The following is a 17,780-nucleotide window of genomic DNA, read 5'->3' as shown; positions in this document are numbered from 1 at the left end:
AGCAGCGCTCGGATCAGATCCCATTCGAAGTCCGAAAGATCAAAACGCGCCATCACCACCTCCATCGAGGCGAGTGAATCACGCTTCAGAACCCGCGGAAATCCCGTTTATGAGTTCACAGCCTAGTGCGCGACCGATTCCAGATAGGCGGCCACGTCCTCGCCGCCCGAGGCCAGCTTGAACGACATCTTCGACTTGGCCGCATCGTCGCCGAGCGCGGCCTTCAGGTAGTCGGCCGGATTGGCGATATAGGCCGCGAGGCTGGCCGCGTCCCAGACCGCGCCGGTCGCGCCGAGGGCGGCGATCGAATCGCCATAGGCGAAGCCCGCCTCCGAGGCGACGGGCCGGCCGATCACGCCATAGAGGTTCGGCCCGGTCCGGCCGCCCTTCTGGATCTCGGTCCCGTCGGGGGCCACGATCGAATGGCAGGCCTTGCATTTCTTGAACCCGTTCTCGCCCGCCGCGGGATCGGCCGCGAAGGCGGGGGCGGCCGCGATCAGGGCGGCGGCGGCGGCGGCGGCGAGAAGCTGGAAGCTCTTCATGGTCTGGATGTCCTCACATGTCAGCGGGCAGGGCGGGCCTTGCCTCGGGTGGAAGATGGGAGGCGGGACCGCTGTTATGCAATAGCAGCCGCACGCTATCCGCCGTCAGACCGCGCATTCCGCGCCCTGGAAGCGGCGCGGGAAGGTCGCGACCAGGGCCGCGTCGAGGTCGGCCATCGTGACCGGCAGGCCAAGGTCGACCAGGCTGGTCACCCCATGCTCGCGGATGCCGCAGGGGACGATCCCGTCGAAATGCGACAGGTCCGGCTCGACGTTGATCGAGATGCCGTGGAAGCTGACCCAGCGGCGCAGCTTGATCCCGATGGCGGCGATCTTGTCCTCGGCCGGCTTGCCGTCGGGGCCGGGGCGGTCGGGGCGCTGCACCCAGACGCCGACGCGGCCGTCGCGAATCTCTCCGGTCACGTTGAACTCGGCCAGCGTGTCGATGACCCAGCGTTCCAGCTCGCGCACGAAGCAGCGCACGTCCTGGCCGCGCGCCTTGACGTCGAGCATGCAGTAGATCACCCGCTGGCCCGGTCCGTGATAGGTATACTGCCCGCCGCGCCCCGCCGGATAGACCGGGAAACGGTCGGGCTGGACCAGATCCTCGGGGCGCGCCGAGGTGCCGGCGGTGTAGAGGGGCGGATGCTCCAGCAGCCAGATCTCCTCGCCCGCGCGGCCTTCGGTCATGGCGGCGACATGCGCCTCCATCGCGGCCAGGGTTTCGGGATAGGGCGAGAGGCCCGGCAGGTGCCGCCATGCGACCACGGGATGTACTCCGATGCAGCTTCCGGCCTGTCATGCGCGCAACTTGGCGCCGAATGCAAGCGCGGGGCGATGGTGGTGAGAATCCCCCTTTTCATCCCCGCCGACTGCCGCTATCTAGCACCCGTTCCCGGCGATCCCGTGCGGATGTGGCGGAATTGGTAGACGCGCAGCGTTGAGGTCGCTGTTCCTTAACCGGAGTGAAAGTTCGAGTCTTTTCATCCGCACCAGGATTGCCGGGGAACGATAGCGAAGGGCGCGGGGCGACATCCCCGCGCCCTTTGCCATTTCGGCCCGTGGCGCGCTTTGCCGCCTTGTCGCGACCAAACCCGGCATTTTACAGGCAAATCCGACACGAATGACGGCCTTTGTGACGCAAGAGGGTCGAATCCTGTCGCATCCATGCCGGGCGGTCCCAAAAAGTGCGTTGCAAAGAAGAACACGTTTCGATTTAGTCGAATCAAGACAGAAGGCGCCGCAGCGCCCGAGCCATCAGGGAGACACGGGTGACGGTTGAGCCCCGCAACGACGCTTTCGTCGCATTCGAACACGTTCAGAAAAGCTATGACGGGGTGAGTCTGGTCGTGAAGGACCTGAACCTCGCCATCGGCAAGGGTGAGTTCCTGACGATGCTGGGCCCCTCGGGCTCGGGCAAGACCACCTGCCTGATGATGCTGGCCGGGTTCGAGACCGCGACCAACGGCGAGATCCGCCTCGACGGCCGCCCGATCAACCAGGTCCCGCCGCACAAGCGCGGCATCGGCATGGTGTTCCAGAACTACGCGCTTTTCCCGCACATGACGGTGGGCGAGAACCTCGCCTTCCCGCTGGAAGTGCGCGGCATGTCGAAGTCCGAGCGCGATGCCAAGATCAAGCGCGCGCTGGACATGGTGCAGATGGGCGCCTTCGCCAACCGCCGCCCGGCGCAGCTGTCCGGCGGCCAGCAGCAGCGGATCGCCCTGGCCCGCGCCCTGGTGTTCGACCCCAAGCTCGTCCTGATGGACGAGCCGCTGGGCGCGCTGGACAAGCAGCTGCGCGAGCACATGCAGTTCGAGATCAAGCACCTGCACGAGAACCTTGGCATCACCGTGGTCTACGTGACCCACGACCAGGGCGAGGCGCTGACCATGTCGGACCGCGTCGCCGTGTTCAACGACGGCCGCATCCAGCAACTCGCGCCCCCCGCCGACCTGTATGAGCGGCCCGACAACAGCTTCGTCGCCCAGTTCATCGGCGAGAACAACAAGCTGCCCGGCATGATCGAGGAACTGACCGGCGACAAGGCGCTGGTGCGGCTTTCGACCGGAGAGCTGATCGACGCCACCGCCGTCAACGTCAAGGAGAAGGGCCAGAAGACGCTGGTCTCGATCCGGCCCGAGCGGGTGGAATTCAAGCCCGAGATGATGCCCGCCGGCGCCCACATGATCGACGCCGAGGTGCTGGAGATCATCTACATGGGCGACATCCTGCGGGTGGTCCTGCGGGTCGCGGGGTCGGACGATTTCGTGATGAAGATGCGCAACACGCTGGGGCAGACCAGGCTTGCCCCCGGCCAGAAGATCAAGGTGGGCTGGCATCCCCAGGACGCCCGCGCCCTGGACCCCTGATCGCCGCGATATTGCCGCCGCTTCCGGCGGACAATGCAGAGCCGTAACACGGAGTTAACGGATGAAGAAGATCCTGGTTCTCTCGACCGCGCTCGTCGGGGTGGCCTTTGCCGCCCAGGCCGATATCACGGTCCTGTCATGGGGCGGCTCCTACGGGGCGGCCCAGAACGAAGGCCATCTGCAGCCCTGGTCCGCCAAGACCGGGAACAAGGTGACCATGGTCGATGCTCCCGACCCGGCCCCCGCCGTCAAGGCGATGGTCGAAGCCGGCAACGTCACGGTCGACGTCGCCTCGGTGACCTATGCCGACGCCGCGCGCCTGTGCGACGAGGGCCTGCTCGAGCCGATCGACGCCGCCTCGCTGCCCGCGGGCGCCGACGGCACCCCGGCCGCCGAGGACTTCTTCCCCGGCGCGGTCACGGAATGCGGCGTCTCGACCGACATCTGGGCGAACATCTACGCCTATGACACCACCAAGTTCCCCGAAGGCCCGAAGACCGCCGCCGATTTCTTCGACCTTCAGAAGTTCCCCGGCAAGCGCGGCCTGATCAAGGCGGCCAAGGCGAACCTGGAGTTTGCCCTGATCGCCGATGGCGTGGCCCCGGCCGATGTCTACGCGACGCTCGCCACCCCCGAGGGCGTGGACCGCGCCTTCGCCAAGCTCGACACCATCAAGGCGGAGGTCGTCTGGTGGGAAGCCGGCGCCCAGCCGCCGCAGCTTCTGGCCGACGGCGAGGTCGTGATGTCCACCGCCTATAACGGCCGGATCTTCGCCGCCGCGATCGAAGAGAACAAACCCTTCCAGATCGTCTGGGACGGCCAGACCTACGAGAACGAGATGTATGTCGTGCCGAAGGGCGCGCCGAACGTGGAACAGGCGATGGACTACATCCGCTTCGCCACCTCGACCGAGGGGTTGCGGAGCCAGGCGGCGCTGATCTCCTACGGCCCGCCGCGCAAGTCGGCCAACGTCGATCCGATCATCTACAAGGACGGCAAGACCGAGATGGGCCCGCACCTGCCGACGGCCGAGGTGAACATGGCGAACGCGCTGCAGACCTCGGCCGAGTTCTGGGTCGACCATGACGCGGAATTCAACGAACGCTTCCAGGCCTGGCTGTCGCAGTGATCCGATGATCCGGACGCGGGGAGAGAATGCTTCCCGCGTCCGGCGCGGCCCCGGCAAGAGCCGCCGGACCGGCCCGCTTGACTACTGACGGTCCACGACGAAAGCTCGGGACCGAAGACATGTGAACACAGGGAGAACCACATGAAGAAGACCCTCATCCTGACGACCGCGCTGGTCAGCCTTGGCCTTGCCGCCAATGCCGACGTGACGGTCATGTCCTGGGGTGGCGCCTATGGCGAGGCGCAGACCGAAGCCTTCGTGAAGCCGTTCATGGCCCAGACCGGCATCAACACCATCATGGTGGACAGCGACAATCCGGCGACCCCGGTCAAGGCGATGGTGGAATCGGGCAACGTCACCGTCGACGTCGCCAACATCGAATATGCCGATGCGATCCGCCTGTGCGACGAGGGCATCCTGGAGCCGATCGACGCCAGCACCCTGCCGGCCGGCTCGGACGGCACCCCGGCCGCGGAAGACTTCATCCCCGGCGCGGTGACCGAATGCGGCGTCTCGACCGACGTCTGGGCGAACATCTTCGCCTATGACACCTCCAAGTTCCCCGAGGGTCCGAAGACCGTGGCCGATTTCTTCGACCTCGAGAAGTTTCCCGGCAAGCGCGGCCTGAGGAAGGGCGCCAAGTCGGTGCTTGAATTCGCGCTGATGGGCGACGGCGTCCCCGCCTCGGAAGTCTATGCCGTGCTCAGCACCCCCGAGGGCGTCGAGCGCGCCTTCGCCAAGCTGGACACGATCAAGAAGGACGTGGTCTGGTGGGAAGCCGGCAGCCAGGCGCCGCAGCTTCTGGCCGATGGCGAGGTGGCGATGACCACCGCCTACAACGGCCGGATCTTCGCCGCCGCCCAGAACGAGGGCAAGCCCTTCCAGATCGTCTGGGACGGCCAGATCTACGAGAACGAGATGTTCGTGATCCCGAAGGGCACCCCGAACATGGAACAGGCGCTGGAGTTCATCCGCTTCTCCACCTCGACCGAGGGCCTGCGCGCCTCTGCCCAGCAGATCTCCTATGGCCCGGCCCGCAAGTCGTCGATGAAGGAAGAGCTGATCTTCAAGGACGGCAAGACGGTCATGGCGCCGCATCTGCCGACCTCGCCCGAGAACATGACCAACGCGCTGGAAACCTCGGCGGAGTTCTGGGTCGATCACGACTCCGAGCTGAACGAGCGTTTCCAGGCCTGGCTGTCGCAGTAATCCGGTGATCCCGGGCGCGGGACCGACCCCGCGCCCGGCCCATAGCATGAGGCAGGCATGGCCGAGGCCACTTCCGAACTGTTGAAAACCGCCGATGGCCGCCCGCTGAAGGCCGCGCTGGCCGCCGCCCAGGCGCGCGCCAGGCGCCGGGCCTTCCTTCTGGTGCTGCCGCTGCTGTTCTTCGTGCTGCTGACCTTCCTCGTGCCGATCGGCTACATGCTGAAACGCTCGGTGGAGCATGACGGCTTTGCCGCCTCGGCCCCGGCGCTGGTCGCCTGGTTCGGGGCCAACCCCGGTTTCGACCCGGCCGATCCGCCCGAGGAGGCCTATGCCGCCCTGGTGCAGGACCTGGCCCGGATGCAGGGCGAGAAGACCACCGGCATCGCGGGGACCCGCATCAACTATTCCGTGCCCGGCACGATCAGCATGTTCAAGAAAGGCGCGCGCGAGGCCAAGGATCTGGTCCCGCCCTTCAAGGAGGCGCTGCTGGCGGTGGATCCGGCCTGGGCCAAGCCGGCGCTGTGGCGCGGCATGGCCTCGGCCTCGAACGCCTATACCTCCGAGTTCTACAAGGTCGCGGCCGACATGAAGCTGTCCGACGACGGCTGGACGCGCGGCGGCGACAAGGAGCGGATCTATCTCTACCTCTTCTTCAAGACCTTCCTCGTCTCGGGCATCATCACGGTGATCTGCCTGCTTTTGGCCTTCCCGGTCTCGCATCTCCTGGCGACGCTGCCGATGGCGAAGTCCTCGCTTCTGATGATCCTGGTCCTCCTGCCGTTCTGGACCTCGCTTCTGGTGCGGACGACCTCGTGGATCGCGCTGCTGCAAGAGCAGGGGATCGTCAACGACATGCTGGTCGGGCTGGGGCTGATCGACGATCAGGGCCGTTTGACGATGATGTACAACATGACCGGCACCATCGTCGCGATGACGCATGTGCTTCTGCCCTTCATGATCCTGCCGCTTTACTCGGTGATGCGGGTGATCCCGCCCAGCTATGCCCGCGCGGCGCGCAGCCTGGGGGCGACCAGCTGGACCACCTTCCGCCGGGTCTACCTGCCGCAGACCCTGCCGGGGATCGCCGCCGGCTCGCTTCTCGTCTTCATCCTGGCGGTCGGCTACTACATCACCCCCGCCCTGGTCGGCGGCGCGGATGGCCAGCTGATCTCCAACCTCATCAGCTTCCACATGTCGAAGTCCAACTGGTCGCTGGCGGCCGCCATCGCGGGCATGCTGCTGGCCGCGATCCTGGTGCTGTACTGGCTTTACGACCGGCTGGTGGGCATCGACCGGCTGAAGCTCGGCTAAGGAGGAACCCATGGCCCTTCCCACCTATGCCTCGCCGCTGGAGCGTGCCTGGTACTACACCTACATCGTGATCTGCGGTCTGGTCTTCCTGTTCCTGATCGCGCCGATCCTGGTGGTCATCCCGCTCTCGTTCAACGCCGAGCCCTATTTCACCTTCACCCCGAAGATGCTGGACTTCGATCCCGAAGGCTATTCCCTGCGCTGGTACGACACGCTGCTGACGCTGGGCCATCCGACGCCGGATGCGCCGCGCGATTCCGCCTGGTGGACCGCGGTCTGGGAGCGGGCGACCTGGGTGCAGGCGGCGAAGAATTCGTTCTGGGTCGGGCTCTGGGCGACGATCCTGGCGACGACGCTGGGCACGATCGCGGCACTTGGCCTGTCGCGGCCCGAGATGCCCTATCGCCGGCTGATCATGGCGCTGCTGATCAGCCCGATGATCGTGCCGATCATCATCATCGCGGTGGGGATGAGCTTCTTCTTCGCCAAGGCCTGCGTGGCGCCCGACAGCGCGATGGGTCTGGTCTTCGGCTGGCTCCTGTCCGAGAAGGGCTGCCTTGCGAACTCGCATCTGGGCGTGATCGTGGCCCATGCCGTGCTGGGCATCCCCTTCGTGATCATCACCGTGACCGCGACGCTGACCGGCTTCGACCAGTCGCTGATCCGGGCGGCGCATTCGCTGGGGGCCAATCCGCGCACCACCTTCTTCAAGGTGATCATGCCGCTGATCCTGCCCGGCATCATCTCGGGCGCGCTCTTCGCCTTCGTCACCTCCTTCGACGAGGTGGTGGCGGTGCTGTTCATCGCCGGTCCCGACCAGCAGACCATCCCGCGCCAGATGTTCAACGGCATCCGCGAGGCGATCAGCCCGGCGATCCTGGCGGTGGCGACGATCCTGGTCGTGATCTCGGTCCTCCTGCTGGCCACGGTCGAGCTTCTGCGCCGCCGGTCCGACCGGCTGCGCGGGGTCACCGGCCGCTAGGGCAGGACCTGCAACCAGAACCAGACGCTGAGGATGGATGTGGCGGTCGCGACCAGGACGGTCGAGGCCGCCACTCTTTTTGCGACCCCGTAGATATTGGCGAAGACATAGGCGTTCACCCCCGGCGCCATCGCCGCCGTCATCACCGCCGAGCGCAATGCGCTGTCATCGAGCTGGAACACCCGGGTGCCAAGCATCCAGGTGATCCCGGGATGCAGCACAAGCGATATCGCCGACAGGACCAGGATGGCGCGCAGGTCGCCCTCGGGCCGGTAGCGGTGAAGAACGCCGCCCAGGCCGAAAAGCGCGGCGGGCAGGGCGGCGGCGGTCACCATGTCGACCGCCGACCAGACGATCTCGGGCAGGCCGTGCCCCAGGAGGTTGACCGCGAAGCCGCAGAGGATGCCGATCACGAGCGGCTGGCTGAAGATCGCGCGCAGCACCTGCCGGACCAGCGTCGCGGCGGAAAGGCCAAGGCCATGCGACCGCGCCAGTTCCATCGCGGTGATGCCGAGCGTGTAGAACAGCGGCGAGTGCAGCGAGATGATGGCGAAGTTCCCCTCCAGCGCCGCCGCGCCATAGGCGCGCTCGGTGATCGGCACGCCGAGGAGGAGCGAGTTCGAGAAGAGCCCGACAAAGCCGAAGGCGATGCTGTCGGTCACCGGGCGGGCAAAGAGGACCCGGCCCGCAAGGAAGCCGGCGGCAAAGCCCGAGAGCGCGCCGATGTAGAAGCTGAGCATCAGCCCCGGGTCATAGGCCCGGCCCAGGTCCAGCCGCGCGATCGAGGCGAAGAGGAGGAGCGGCAGCGCGAAGCCTTGCGCGAAATGCATCACCCCGTCGACGGCCGCATCCCTGAAGCCCAGCCAGCGCGCGGCGACATAGCCGAAGCCGATCACCAGGAAGACCGGGAGGATGACGTCGAGAAGCGCGCTCATCTTGGCCGGCGACCGGGGGGTTTCACACCCCCCGGACCCCCCGTGGGATATTTGCGCCAGTATGAAAGCGCCGGGTCAGGGCAGGTTGTCATAGGTCACGGTCATCCCATCGAAGGCCGGGGCGACATGTGGCGGCAACTCGGCCCGCAGCGTCTCGTAGTCGAGGTCGATATGCATGTTGGTCAGCACGGCGCGGGCGGGTTTCGCACGGGCGATCCATTCCAGCGCCAGCGCCAGATGGGCATGGGTCGGATGCGGCTTGCGGCGCAGCGCGTCCACGATCCAGCAGTCGAGGCCCTGGAGAATCGTCCAGCTCGCCTCGGGGATGTCGACGGCATCGGGCAGATAGGCCAGCGGGCCGATGCGGAAGCCGAGCGCGTCCATGCTGCCATGCTCGGCCCGGAACGGCGTCAGCGTCACCGGCCCGCCCGCGCCGGTGACCGTCACCGGGCCGTCGATCGTGTGCAGGTCCAGGATCGGCGGATAGGGGCTGTCCGAGGGCTGGATGAAGGCATAGCCGAAGCGCGACAGCAGCGCCTCCTGCGTCGGGCCGTCGGCCCAGACCGGCAGGCGGCGGCGCAGGTTGAAGACCACCTGCCGCAGGTCGTCGATCCCGTGCATGTGGTCGGCATGGCTGTGGGTATAGACCACCCCGTCCAGCGTGCCCACGCCCGCGTCCAGAAGCTGGTCGCGCATGTCGGGCGCGGTGTCGATCAGCACCCTTGTCATCCCGGCCCCGCTTTCGCGCGTCACCAGAAGCGAGCAGCGGCGGCGGCGGTTCTTCGGGTTCGCCGGGTCGCAGGCGCCCCAGTCGCCGCCAAGCCGCGGCACCCCGCCCGAGGAGCCGCAGCCGAGGATGGTGAAGCTCAGCCGGGCCATCAGGCGGCCCGTCGCGCACCGGCGGCGCGGGGAAAGAGCCGGTCGAAATTGGCGGTGGTGCGGGCCGCGAAATCCGCCAGCGACAGGCCGAAAAGGGGGGCGAGGGCGCGGGCGGTATGGGCGACATAGGCCGGCTCGTTGCGCTTGCCGCGATGCGGCGGGGGCGCCAGATAGGGGCTGTCGGTCTCCAGGACCAGCCGCTCCAGCGGCGCGCGCAGGAAGATGTCGCGCAATTCCTGGCTTTTCGGAAAGGCCGCGATGCCCGAGATCGAGAGGGTGAAGCCCATCTCCAGCGCCGCCTCGGCCAGGCGCGGGCCGGAGGAGAAGCAATGCATGACGCAGGTGTAGGGCTTGCGCGCCATGCCCTCGGCCAGGATCGTCTCCATGTCCTGGTCCGCATCGCGGGAATGGATGATCAAGGGCAGGCCGGTTTCCTGCGCGGCCTCGATATGCAGGCGCAGCGAGACCTGCTGGATCGCCTTCGTCTCGGCGGTGTAATGATAGTCCAGCCCGGTCTCGCCGATGCCGACGAATTTCGGATGCCGGGCCAGCGCGACCAGTTCCCCGACCGTGGCGAGCGGTTCCTCGGCCGCGCTCATCGGATGGGTGCCGGCGGCGTAGAAGACGGGCGCATGCGCCTCGGCGATGGCGCGGACGGCGGGCTCGTTCCGCAGCCGGGTGCAGATCGTGACCATCCGGCGCACCCCGGCGGCCTGCGCGCGGGCGATCACCTCGGGCAGTTCGCCGACAAGGTCGGGGAAATCCAGATGGCAGTGGCTGTCCACGAGATCGGGCAGGGCGGTTTCGGCGGGGGACATGCGGGCTTACCTCAGGGCGAGGGAACCCGCCGTATCGTCGACCTTCAGGAGCATATCCATCAGAAGCGCGGCAGGGTCAAGGTTGACGGCCTTGCCGCGACGGGCGCGGGCCGAGAGGGTCTGCGCCAGTTCGGCCCAGCCGCGGGCGGACCCGGGGTCGGGGGCGAGGCGGGCCAGAAGCGCGGCCTCGCCCGGCGCGGCCTCGGGCGGCAGGATGCCGGTCGCGCCATGGCGGGCAAGGCGGGCGAGGAGGAGGTCGATCAGCGTGACGACAAGGTCGAAGGTCTCGGCCGCGCCCCGCGCGCCCGCAACCTCGGCCAGGGCCAGCGCCTGCGGCCGGTCGAGGCGCGGCAGGCTGGCGAAAAGCCGGGTCAGCGCGGTATAGAGCTTCAGCCCGTCGAGATTGGTCAGCCGGAACGCCTCGCCGACCGAGCCGCCGGAAAGCTCGGCCAGCGCGGCGCGGTCCCCGGGCGCGACCTCGCCGCCGGCCTGGGTCAGCGCATCGGCAAGGTCCTGCGGCCCGAGCGGCGCCAGCCGCAATTCGCGGCAGCGCGAGCGGATCGTGGGCAAGAGCCGCGCGGGCTGGTGCGCGATCAGGAACAGCGTCACCTGCGGCGGCGGCTCCTCGAGCAGTTTCAGCAGCGCATTGGCGGCGGCGGTGTTCATCTCGTCCACCGCATCGATGATCGCGGTCCGGTGCCCGCCATCGGCGGCGGTGAGGGCGAAGAAGCTTTTCATCTTCCGCACCTCCTCGACCGAGATCACCTGCGACAGCGCGGTTTCCTTGTCGTTCGGGCCGCGGCGGAGCAGGAAGTGGCGCGGCTCGGCCAGTTGCAGCAGGCGGCGGGCGACGGGGTGGCTCTCGGCGATGTCGAGGGTTTCGGGCGGCGGCGGGGCGAACATGCCGCCGTCGCTCGCGGGCGTGGCCAGAAGGAAGCGCGCCGCGCGCCAGGCGAGCGTGGCCTTGCCGACGCCCTTCGGCCCGGTCAGCATCCAGGCATGGTGCAGCCGCCCCGAGGCATGGGCCTGCAGGAAGGCGGATTCCTGCGCGGCATGGCCGTAAAGCACGCGGGTCTCGCGCGGGTGGGGGGCACCTTCCAGGCGGTCGGGCTCGGGCAGGGGGTCTTTCTCGGCCATGGCGGCAGATTGCACAGGTGACGGGGCGGGGGGAAGGGGGATGGGCGGATTGCCCAGCCTGCGGCCGTTGACCGGGGGTGGATGCGCGGCGACACTGGGCCGGAAACAGGAGGGCGCCATGGAGCCGAGGCTCTCGCTGGTCACGCTGGGCGTGGCCGATCTGGAACGCGCGGTCCGCTTCTACCGCGACGGGCTGGGCCTGCCCACCGATGGCATCATCGGCCAGGAGTTCGAGCATGGCGCGGTCGCCTTCTTTCCGCTGGCGGGCGGGCTGAAGCTCGCGCTCTGGGCGCAGGCGGACATTGCGCATGACACGGGCCTCGAGCCGGGGCCGGTCAGCCCGACAGGCTTCGTCCTGGCGCATAACGTCCGTAGCCGCGATGAGGTGGCGGCGGTGATGGCGGCGGCGGAGCGGGCCGGGGCCGAGGTGGTGAAGCGGCCGCAGGATACGTTCTACGGCGGCTTCGCCGGCTATTTCCGCGACCCGGACGGGCATCTGTGGGAGGTGGCCTGGAACCCGGCGATGCTGCCGGAGGGCTGACGCGCGGCTCAGGCCAGATGCGGCGCGACGGCGGCCCAGACGCGGGCGGCCACCGTCTCGGGGGGGCCGTCGGCCTCGATCACCCGGAAGCGGTCATGCCGGGTGGCGAGGTCAAGGAAGCCGGCGCGGGCGCGGGTCTGGAACGCCAGGCCCATGTCCTCGAACCGCTGCTCGGACCCGGCGCGGGCGGTGGCGCGGGCCAGGCCGGTCGCGGGGTCAAGGTCGAAAAGCAGCGTCAGCTCGGGCTCGACCCCGATCATCAGCGCGTGCAGCCGGTCCACCGTTTCCGACAGGTCGCCCCGGGTGATGCCCTGGAAGATGCGGGTGGAATCGGCGAAGCGGTCGGTGATCACGATCTCGCCCCGCGCGAGGGCCGGGCGGATGGTCTTTTCCAGATGGTCGCGGCGCGCGGCGGTGAACAGCAGGATCTCGGTTTCCGGCGACCAGCGGTCGGTGGCGCCCTCCAGCACCAGGCGGCGGATCTCCTCGGCCCCCGGACTGCCGCCCGGTTCGCGCGTGAGGGTGACGGCATGGCCCCGGTCGCGCAGACGGTCGGCCAGAAGCCGGCCCTGCGTCGACTTGCCCGAGCCGTCGATCCCTTCCAGGCTGAGGAACAGGCCCGCCATTCAGCTGGCCGGTGACCCGACATAGCGCGCGTAAAGCGCCTCGGCCGCCGTGGTGAGGCGCTTGAGGAAGCCGGCCTTGCCCACATCGGCCTCGGCCACCAGGGGGACGCTGCGGTCGGGCAGGTCGGGGACATGGATGATCAACTCGGCCACCGGCGTTCCGGCGGCGACCGGGGCAAGGAGCGGGCCGTTGTAGATGACCTCGGCCGTCACCTTGTCCTGCACCAGCGCCGGAACCAGCAGGCTCACATCCTCGGAGGGGACCAGGCCCACGCTGTCGGCGTCACCCAGATGCACCTCGGCCTCGGCCACCCGCACCCCGGTCCGCGCCACGGTCTTTTCCGAGAACTGCCGGAAGGCCCAGGCGACGATGCGTTCGGCTTCCTCGGCGCGGGACTGATCGGTCGGCAGGCCGGTGATCGCGAAGATGATCCGCCGGTTGCCCTGCTTGGCCGAGCCGACGAGGCCATAGCCCGCCTCGGAGGTATGGCCGGTCTTGAGCCCGTCGGCCCCGATCCCCAGGCTGAGCAGCGGGTTGCGGTTGAAGCGGTTGTCGGGCGAGCGGCCCTTGTAGCTGTATTCGGTCTGGGCGAAGATCGGATAGTATTCCGGGAAGTCCTCGATCAGCCGCTTGCCCAGGATGCCAAGGTCGCGCATCGACATGCGGTGGCTCGGATCCGGCCAGCCGCTGGCATTGGCGAAGGTCGAGGCGGTCATGCCAAGGGCCTGGCCGCGCTGGGTCATCTGGGCCGAGAAGGCCTCCTCCGTCCCCGCCAGGCCCTCGGCCACGACGACGCAGGCGTCATTGCCCGAATTCACGATCATGCCGTGGATCAGCTCGTCGACCGTCGGGCGGTCGTCGTGCTGCAGCATCATGGTCGATCCGCCGGCGCGGGTCATCTCGACCGCGCGGTCCGAGACAGCAAAGGTCGTGTCCATGGTGACCCGGCCGTCCTTCAGCGCCTCGAACAGCATGTTGATCGTCATCAGCTTGGACATCGAGGCCGGGGGCAGCGGCTGGTCGGCGTTCTTGTCCATCAGCACCGTGCCCGTGGTCATGTCATAGACCCAGGCGGCGGTGGCCGCCGTCTCGAAGGCGCGGGCGGGCAGGGCGGCCAGGGCAAGGGCGACAAGGACCAGGGCAGGGCGCAGGCGGTGGAACATGGGCGGGCTTTCTACTTGAGGAAGTAGGCGTCGGCGAAACCGGCGGCCTTGATCTTGTCCAGAAGGGCGGCGTCGCCGCTGGCGACCACACCCCAGACGGCCTTGCCGTCGCGGTCGGATTTCTCGGTCCCGGCGGTGATGCCGATCTTGGCCAGGGCCTCGGCGGCGCGCCTGGCGTTGTCCTCCTTCGAGAAGGAGGCGATCAGGATCGGCCGTGCGCCGGCCGTTGCGGCGGGCGTCTCGGTGACGGGCGCTGCTTCGGCGGCAGCGGCGGCGGCCGCCTCCTGCTCGGCTTTGATCTGGCGGCGGGTCTTCTTCTCGGGCGCGGGCGCAGGGGCAGTTCCGGGGGCGCTTCCGCGCGCCTCGGCGCTGCGGGCATCCAGAGGGGCGGTCTCGATCGCGACAACCGCGCCGGCGGCGGGATCGACGACCGAGGCAGCTCCGGCCGCGCCCGCAGCAGCCCCGGCGGCGGCGGCGGCCTTGGCGGCCTTCTCGGCCTCGCGGCGGGCCTTGGCCTCGGCGCGGCGCTCCTTCCAGGTCTTGCGCTTCGGAGCCTCGGGGGCGGGGGGCTCGGCCGTGGCTTCGTCAGTGACGCCGGCGGCAGGGGCCGTGGCGGCATCGGTCGCGCCAAGGGCGGCGGTCGCAAGGGCGGCGGTCTCGGCCGCATCCGGGGCGGACTTGCCGCCGGCCGTCGCCGCATCGGCGCTGGCGGGCTCTGCCGGGGCCGCTTCGGCGACCTCGACCTTGCGCAGCGCGGTCACCCGGATCTCGGTCGGCTGGCCTGCGAGCATCCCCAGCGCCTCGGCCGCGTCCGAGGACACCTGCAGCTTCGGCCCCGGATTGTCCCGCTCGCGCCGGAAGAGCGCGCCGGTGACCGTCTTGCCGGTGGCCGGATTGAACATCACCACCCGTTCGGGATCCGTCGCATCCGGCGAGGCCACCCAGATCCCGCCCAGCGAGGGCCGCCCGTCCCAGAGACCGCTGTCGGTGGTCTGGAACACCTCGGGCGCCTCGACCTCCTGCGCCGTGCCGCGCGCGGCGGCCGGGGCCGCAAGACCCGCCCCGGCACCCTTGGCCGCGCCTTTTCCCCCGCCCTCGACGCAGCCCATCAGAAGGGCGCCTGCCGAAAGGGTAAGGGCGATGTGCCGGAAAACTGCTCGTGCCATGGTCCGCCTCGAAATGGCGCGGTCTGAAGCCGCATTGCCTGTATACTTCCCGCCGGATGACCGCCTGGCCGGGCTGTTGCCGCCCTTTCCGACCGGAATACGCCTGCCTTGGGCGCAAACATACCGGCTTTGCCCTGCCGTGGAAAGGGCCGAGCGGTCCCGCCCCGCTTCGGATCAGCGGAAAATCTCTGCCGGGCTTCCCTTTCAGAATCACCGGCCGCCGCGTATGCCGCCCCTGTCGGAGGAGTGGCGGAGTGGTCTATCGCACCGGTCTTGAAAACCGACGCAGGGGAAACCCTGCCGTGGGTTCGAATCCCACCTCCTCCGCCATGACATAAGACATTGATATTGAGCGATTTTTACGAATTGTGGCGCGTTTTCCGGGGCTTGCGGCCAGTCCGGCCCTCTGGAGACCTGAAATCGCAGGGAAGACAGCCGTCCGAAATGGCGCGCGTCCCTGTTTGGCATCCGCAGCGTCCGCCACTGTCCGGATTCCGGGGGGTAGCTCACGACTGGGGCGGAGTCTTTCCCGGATACTCTCGGGAGTTGGGGATGACTCCTCGGCGCCGCGCCGGTTGGCCGAAGGCCGGAGGCAAGAGGCCCAGGCCGCCAGGCGCTTGATTCAAAACCCGTCCCGAAGGGGTCGCGCAGGCAGGAAAGACTGCCCCCTTGGCGTCTCACCCCGCCTTGACCCGCAGCCGCCAGGCGTGGAGCAGGGGCTCGGTATATCCCGAAGGCTGCTGCCGGCCCTTGAAGACCAGCTCGCAGGCCGCCTGGAAGGCCGCGCCCTGGAACCCCGGCGCCATGGGAACGTATAGCGGATCCGCCGCGTTCTGCCGGTCCACCACGGCCGCCATCTTCTGCATCGCCGCCATGACCTCGCCTTCCGAGACCACCCCGTGATGCAGCCAGTTCGCGACATGCTGGGCCGAGATCCGGCAGGTCGCCCGGTCCTCCATCAGGCCCACGTCGTTCACGTCCGGCACCTTCGAGCAGCCGACCCCCTGGTCGATCCAGCGCACCACATAGCCCAGGATCCCCTGGGCATTGTTCTCGACCTCGCGCTGCACCTGGGCGCGGGTCCAGCCCTGGAAGGTCGCGAGCGGAATCTCCAGGATCCCGTCCACCTGCGCCCTGCGGCCCCCCTTGGCCAGCCGCGCCTGCACCGCGAGGACGTCGACCTTGTGATAGTGCAGCGCATGCAGCGTCGCCGCCGTGGGCGAGGGCACCCAGGCCGTGTTGGCCCCCGCGCGGGGATGGGCGATCTTCTCGTCCAGCATCGCCGCCATCAGGTCGGGCATCGCCCACATCCCCTTGCCGATCTGCGCCTTGCCCGACAGGCCGCATTCCAGCCCGATGTCGACGTTCAGGTTCTCGTAGGCGGTGATCCAGGACTTCCGCTTGATGAAATCCTTCCGGCTGAAGGCCCCGGCTTCCATCGAGGTATGGATCTCGTCCCCGGTCCGGTCGAGGAAGCCGGTGTTGATGAACGCCACCCGCCCCTTGGCGGCCCGGATGCATTCCTTCAGGTTGACCGAGGTCCGCCGCTCCTCGTCCATGATCCCCAGCTTCACCGTATTGGCCGGCAGGCCCAGCACCGCCTCGACCCGCGCCATCACGGCGTCGGCGAAGGCGACCTCCTCCGGCCCGTGCATCTTGGGCTTCACCACATAGACCGAGCCCAGGACCGAGTTCCGCATCCCCTCGGTCTTCTTCAGGTCATGCAGCGCGATCGCCACCGTCACCATCGCGTCCATCAGCCCCTCGGGCACTTCCGAACCGTCGGGCAAGAGGATCGCCGGGTTGGTCATCAGGTGGCCGACGTTGCGCACCCACATCAGCGCGCGGCCCTTCAGGGTGAAGGGGCTGCCGTTCGGGTCCAGATATTCCCGGTCCGCCGCCAGCCGCCGCTCCACCGTGCGGCCCGCCTTCTCGAACGCTTCCGCAAGGTTGCCCTGCATCAGCCCCAGCCAGTTGCGATAGGCGCCGACCTTGTCCTCGGCATCGACGCAGGCGACCGAATCCTCGCAATCCATGATCGCGGTCATCGCGCTTTCCAGTTGCACGTCGGCCAGCAGCGCCTGGTCGCGCGAGCCGATGAAATGCGCCCGGTCGAAGACCAGCTCGACATGCAACCCGTTGTTGCGCAGCAGGACCGAATCCGGCGCCTTCGGATTGCCCCGGTAGCCCGCAAATTTCTCGGGCTGGACCAGCGGCAGGTCGTCGACCAGCAGTGCTGCGTCCTTGACCACATAGCGGCGCACGTCGGCATGGCTGGTCCCCGCGATCGGGAAAGCCTCGTCCAGGAAGACCCGCGCGCGGGCCACCACCCGCGCGCCGCGGCCGCGGTCATAGCCGCCGGCGGGCGGGGCAGAGCCCATGGCGTCGGTGCCGTAAAGGCAGTCGTAAAGGCTGCCCCAGCGCGCATTCGCGGCGTTCAGCGCATAGCGGGCATTGGTGATCGGCACCACCAGCTGCGGTCCGGGGACGCGGGCGATCTCGGGATCGACATTGGCGGTCTCGATGGCGAAGGCCGGGCCTTCCGGCAGAAGATAGCCGATCTCGCCCAGGAAGCTGCGGTAGGCCAGGTGGTTATGCGGCTTGCCGCGCCGCGCGACATGCCAGGCGTCGATCTCGGCCTGCAGCGCCTCGCGCCGGGCCAGGAGCGCGCGGTTTCGCGGCGCGAACTCCTGCAGCAGGCCGGCGAACCCGTCCCAGAAGGCGGCGGGCGCGATCCCGGTGCCCGGCAGGGCCTCGTCCTCGACGAAGGCGGCGAGTTGTCCGTCGACCTTCAGCCCCGACCGCTCGACCCGTGCCATCCTCGTTTCCTCCGCTGGAATGCGGGCGTCAGGATACCGGCCGGGGGCGGGGCGGGGCAAGGACGGCGGCGGCGGGGATTATGTGGCAAAGGCGAAAAGCACCTGTCTGAATCGGCAGCGAATAAACTTAGTCAGGTGGCGAACTGTCGG

The 17,780-nt window shown here is 68.5% G+C and carries 16 protein-coding genes and 2 tRNA genes; 8 read left to right on the top strand and 10 right to left on the bottom strand.

All coding sequences use genetic code 11. The features are described 5' to 3' along the window. Nucleotides 1–122 precede the first annotated feature (122 nt). Both ACE3UA_RS16830 and lipB read right to left on the bottom strand, forming a co-directional pair. The gene (locus tag ACE3UA_RS16830; protein ID WP_374647191.1) at nucleotides 123–542 is read right to left on the bottom strand and encodes a cytochrome c family protein; all 420 of its coding nucleotides are present in this window, start codon (nucleotides 540–542) and stop codon (nucleotides 123–125) included. Nucleotides 543–647: 105 nt separating this feature from the next. Then, a complete protein-coding gene (gene lipB, locus ACE3UA_RS16825; protein ID WP_374647189.1) occupies nucleotides 648–1,310 on the bottom strand; it encodes a lipoyl(octanoyl) transferase LipB in 663 nt (220 codons plus the stop codon). 140 nt (nucleotides 1,311–1,450) lie between these two features. Between lipB and ACE3UA_RS16820 the strand changes: the two genes are divergently transcribed. The 6 genes from ACE3UA_RS16820 to ACE3UA_RS16795 all read left to right on the top strand — a co-directional run bounded on the left by ACE3UA_RS16820 (nucleotide 1,451) and on the right by ACE3UA_RS16795 (nucleotide 7,545). Next, nucleotides 1,451–1,537, top strand: a tRNA-Leu gene (locus tag ACE3UA_RS16820). A gap of 276 nt (nucleotides 1,538–1,813) precedes the next feature. After that, nucleotides 1,814–2,914: an ABC transporter ATP-binding protein gene (locus tag ACE3UA_RS16815; protein WP_374647187.1), complete on the top strand. Its 1,101-nt coding sequence runs from the start codon at nucleotides 1,814–1,816 to the stop codon at nucleotides 2,912–2,914. Between the two features lie 61 nt (nucleotides 2,915–2,975). Then, the gene (locus tag ACE3UA_RS16810; protein WP_374647185.1) at nucleotides 2,976–4,043 is read left to right on the top strand and encodes an ABC transporter substrate-binding protein; all 1,068 of its coding nucleotides are present in this window, start codon (nucleotides 2,976–2,978) and stop codon (nucleotides 4,041–4,043) included. A 141-nt stretch (nucleotides 4,044–4,184) separates the two neighbouring features. After that, nucleotides 4,185–5,252, top strand: coding sequence for an ABC transporter substrate-binding protein (locus ACE3UA_RS16805; protein WP_374647183.1), 1,068 nt, complete (start codon nucleotides 4,185–4,187; stop codon nucleotides 5,250–5,252). Between the two features lie 57 nt (nucleotides 5,253–5,309). Next, nucleotides 5,310–6,563, top strand: coding sequence for an ABC transporter permease (locus tag ACE3UA_RS16800; protein WP_374647181.1), 1,254 nt, complete (start codon nucleotides 5,310–5,312; stop codon nucleotides 6,561–6,563). Nucleotides 6,564–6,573: 10 nt separating this feature from the next. After that, a complete protein-coding gene (locus ACE3UA_RS16795; RefSeq protein WP_374647179.1) occupies nucleotides 6,574–7,545 on the top strand; it encodes an ABC transporter permease in 972 nt (323 codons plus the stop codon). On the opposite strand, the gene ACE3UA_RS16790 is transcribed toward ACE3UA_RS16795, so the two are convergent. The 4 genes from ACE3UA_RS16790 to ACE3UA_RS16775 all read right to left on the bottom strand — a co-directional run bounded on the left by ACE3UA_RS16790 (nucleotide 7,542) and on the right by ACE3UA_RS16775 (nucleotide 11,314). Then, nucleotides 7,542–8,480: an AEC family transporter gene (locus ACE3UA_RS16790; protein ID WP_374647177.1), complete on the bottom strand. Its 939-nt coding sequence runs from the start codon at nucleotides 8,478–8,480 to the stop codon at nucleotides 7,542–7,544. The genes ACE3UA_RS16795 and ACE3UA_RS16790 overlap by 4 nt on opposite strands. A 75-nt stretch (nucleotides 8,481–8,555) precedes the next feature. Further along, complete coding sequence (locus ACE3UA_RS16785; RefSeq protein WP_374647175.1) at nucleotides 8,556–9,359, bottom strand: MBL fold metallo-hydrolase; 804 nt, start codon at nucleotides 9,357–9,359, stop codon at nucleotides 8,556–8,558. Beyond that, complete coding sequence (locus ACE3UA_RS16780; RefSeq protein WP_374647173.1) at nucleotides 9,359–10,177, bottom strand: TatD family hydrolase; 819 nt, start codon at nucleotides 10,175–10,177, stop codon at nucleotides 9,359–9,361. The genes ACE3UA_RS16785 and ACE3UA_RS16780 overlap by 1 nt, the downstream gene beginning before the upstream one ends. A gap of 6 nt (nucleotides 10,178–10,183) precedes the next feature. Then, nucleotides 10,184–11,314, bottom strand: a complete 1,131-nt coding sequence (locus tag ACE3UA_RS16775; protein WP_374647171.1) for a DNA polymerase III subunit delta' — start codon at nucleotides 11,312–11,314, stop codon at nucleotides 10,184–10,186. A 118-nt stretch (nucleotides 11,315–11,432) separates the two neighbouring features. Between ACE3UA_RS16775 and ACE3UA_RS16770 the strand changes: the two genes are divergently transcribed. Continuing rightward, complete coding sequence (locus ACE3UA_RS16770; RefSeq protein ID WP_374647169.1) at nucleotides 11,433–11,855, top strand: VOC family protein; 423 nt, start codon at nucleotides 11,433–11,435, stop codon at nucleotides 11,853–11,855. A gap of 8 nt (nucleotides 11,856–11,863) precedes the next feature. On the opposite strand, the gene tmk is transcribed toward ACE3UA_RS16770, so the two are convergent. From tmk to ACE3UA_RS16755, 3 genes are read right to left on the bottom strand one after another with little or no spacing between them, the layout of a single operon-like run. Further along, entirely contained in the window at nucleotides 11,864–12,481 is a 618-nt protein-coding gene (gene tmk / locus ACE3UA_RS16765) for a dTMP kinase (RefSeq protein WP_374647167.1), read from the bottom strand. Continuing rightward, nucleotides 12,482–13,645, bottom strand: a complete 1,164-nt coding sequence (locus ACE3UA_RS16760; protein ID WP_374647165.1) for a D-alanyl-D-alanine carboxypeptidase family protein — start codon at nucleotides 13,643–13,645, stop codon at nucleotides 12,482–12,484. It abuts the gene before it with no gap. A gap of 11 nt (nucleotides 13,646–13,656) precedes the next feature. Beyond that, nucleotides 13,657–14,811 carry an SPOR domain-containing protein gene (locus ACE3UA_RS16755; RefSeq protein WP_374647163.1) on the bottom strand — a complete coding sequence of 385 codons (1,155 nt, stop codon included), beginning with the start codon at nucleotides 14,809–14,811 and terminating at the stop codon, nucleotides 13,657–13,659. 240 nt (nucleotides 14,812–15,051) lie between these two features. Here ACE3UA_RS16755 and ACE3UA_RS16750 point away from each other — a divergent pair. Next, a tRNA-Ser gene (locus tag ACE3UA_RS16750) sits at nucleotides 15,052–15,141 on the top strand. A 347-nt stretch (nucleotides 15,142–15,488) separates the two neighbouring features. Here the strand turns inward: ACE3UA_RS16750 and ACE3UA_RS16745 are convergent. After that, complete coding sequence (locus tag ACE3UA_RS16745; RefSeq protein ID WP_374647161.1) at nucleotides 15,489–17,630, bottom strand: malate synthase G; 2,142 nt, start codon at nucleotides 17,628–17,630, stop codon at nucleotides 15,489–15,491. Nucleotides 17,631–17,780: the final 150 nt, after the last annotated feature.

This window comes from Tabrizicola sp., from assembly GCF_041919135.1.
Classification (GTDB): domain Bacteria; phylum Pseudomonadota; class Alphaproteobacteria; order Rhodobacterales; family Rhodobacteraceae; genus Tabrizicola.
Note: the sequence above shows the minus strand (reverse complement) of the source record. Positions and strands in the feature narration are given on the sequence as shown.

What these genes read in the sequence shown, in the direction of transcription:
- tmk (WP_374647167.1), bottom strand. Translation starts at nt 12,481, where the DNA reads ATGGCGGGCCTGTTCCTCAGCCTGGAAGGGATCGACGGCTCGGGCAAG.
- ACE3UA_RS16760 (WP_374647165.1), bottom strand. Translation starts at nt 13,645, where the DNA reads ATGTTCCACCGCCTGCGCCCTGCCCTGGTCCTTGTCGCCCTTGCCCTG.
- ACE3UA_RS16805 (WP_374647183.1), top strand. Translation starts at nt 4,185, where the DNA reads ATGAAGAAGACCCTCATCCTGACGACCGCGCTGGTCAGCCTTGGCCTT.
- ACE3UA_RS16745 (WP_374647161.1), bottom strand. Translation starts at nt 17,630, where the DNA reads ATGGCACGGGTCGAGCGGTCGGGGCTGAAGGTCGACGGACAACTCGCC.
- ACE3UA_RS16755 (WP_374647163.1), bottom strand. Translation starts at nt 14,811, where the DNA reads ATGGCACGAGCAGTTTTCCGGCACATCGCCCTTACCCTTTCGGCAGGC.
- ACE3UA_RS16790 (WP_374647177.1), bottom strand. Translation starts at nt 8,480, where the DNA reads ATGAGCGCGCTTCTCGACGTCATCCTCCCGGTCTTCCTGGTGATCGGC.
- ACE3UA_RS16795 (WP_374647179.1), top strand. Translation starts at nt 6,574, where the DNA reads ATGGCCCTTCCCACCTATGCCTCGCCGCTGGAGCGTGCCTGGTACTAC.
- ACE3UA_RS16800 (WP_374647181.1), top strand. Translation starts at nt 5,310, where the DNA reads ATGGCCGAGGCCACTTCCGAACTGTTGAAAACCGCCGATGGCCGCCCG.
- ACE3UA_RS16770 (WP_374647169.1), top strand. Translation starts at nt 11,433, where the DNA reads ATGGAGCCGAGGCTCTCGCTGGTCACGCTGGGCGTGGCCGATCTGGAA.
- ACE3UA_RS16775 (WP_374647171.1), bottom strand. Translation starts at nt 11,314, where the DNA reads ATGGCCGAGAAAGACCCCCTGCCCGAGCCCGACCGCCTGGAAGGTGCC.
- ACE3UA_RS16810 (WP_374647185.1), top strand. Translation starts at nt 2,976, where the DNA reads ATGAAGAAGATCCTGGTTCTCTCGACCGCGCTCGTCGGGGTGGCCTTT.
- ACE3UA_RS16830 (WP_374647191.1), bottom strand. Translation starts at nt 542, where the DNA reads ATGAAGAGCTTCCAGCTTCTCGCCGCCGCCGCCGCCGCCGCCCTGATC.
- ACE3UA_RS16785 (WP_374647175.1), bottom strand. Translation starts at nt 9,359, where the DNA reads ATGGCCCGGCTGAGCTTCACCATCCTCGGCTGCGGCTCCTCGGGCGGG.
- ACE3UA_RS16780 (WP_374647173.1), bottom strand. Translation starts at nt 10,177, where the DNA reads ATGTCCCCCGCCGAAACCGCCCTGCCCGATCTCGTGGACAGCCACTGC.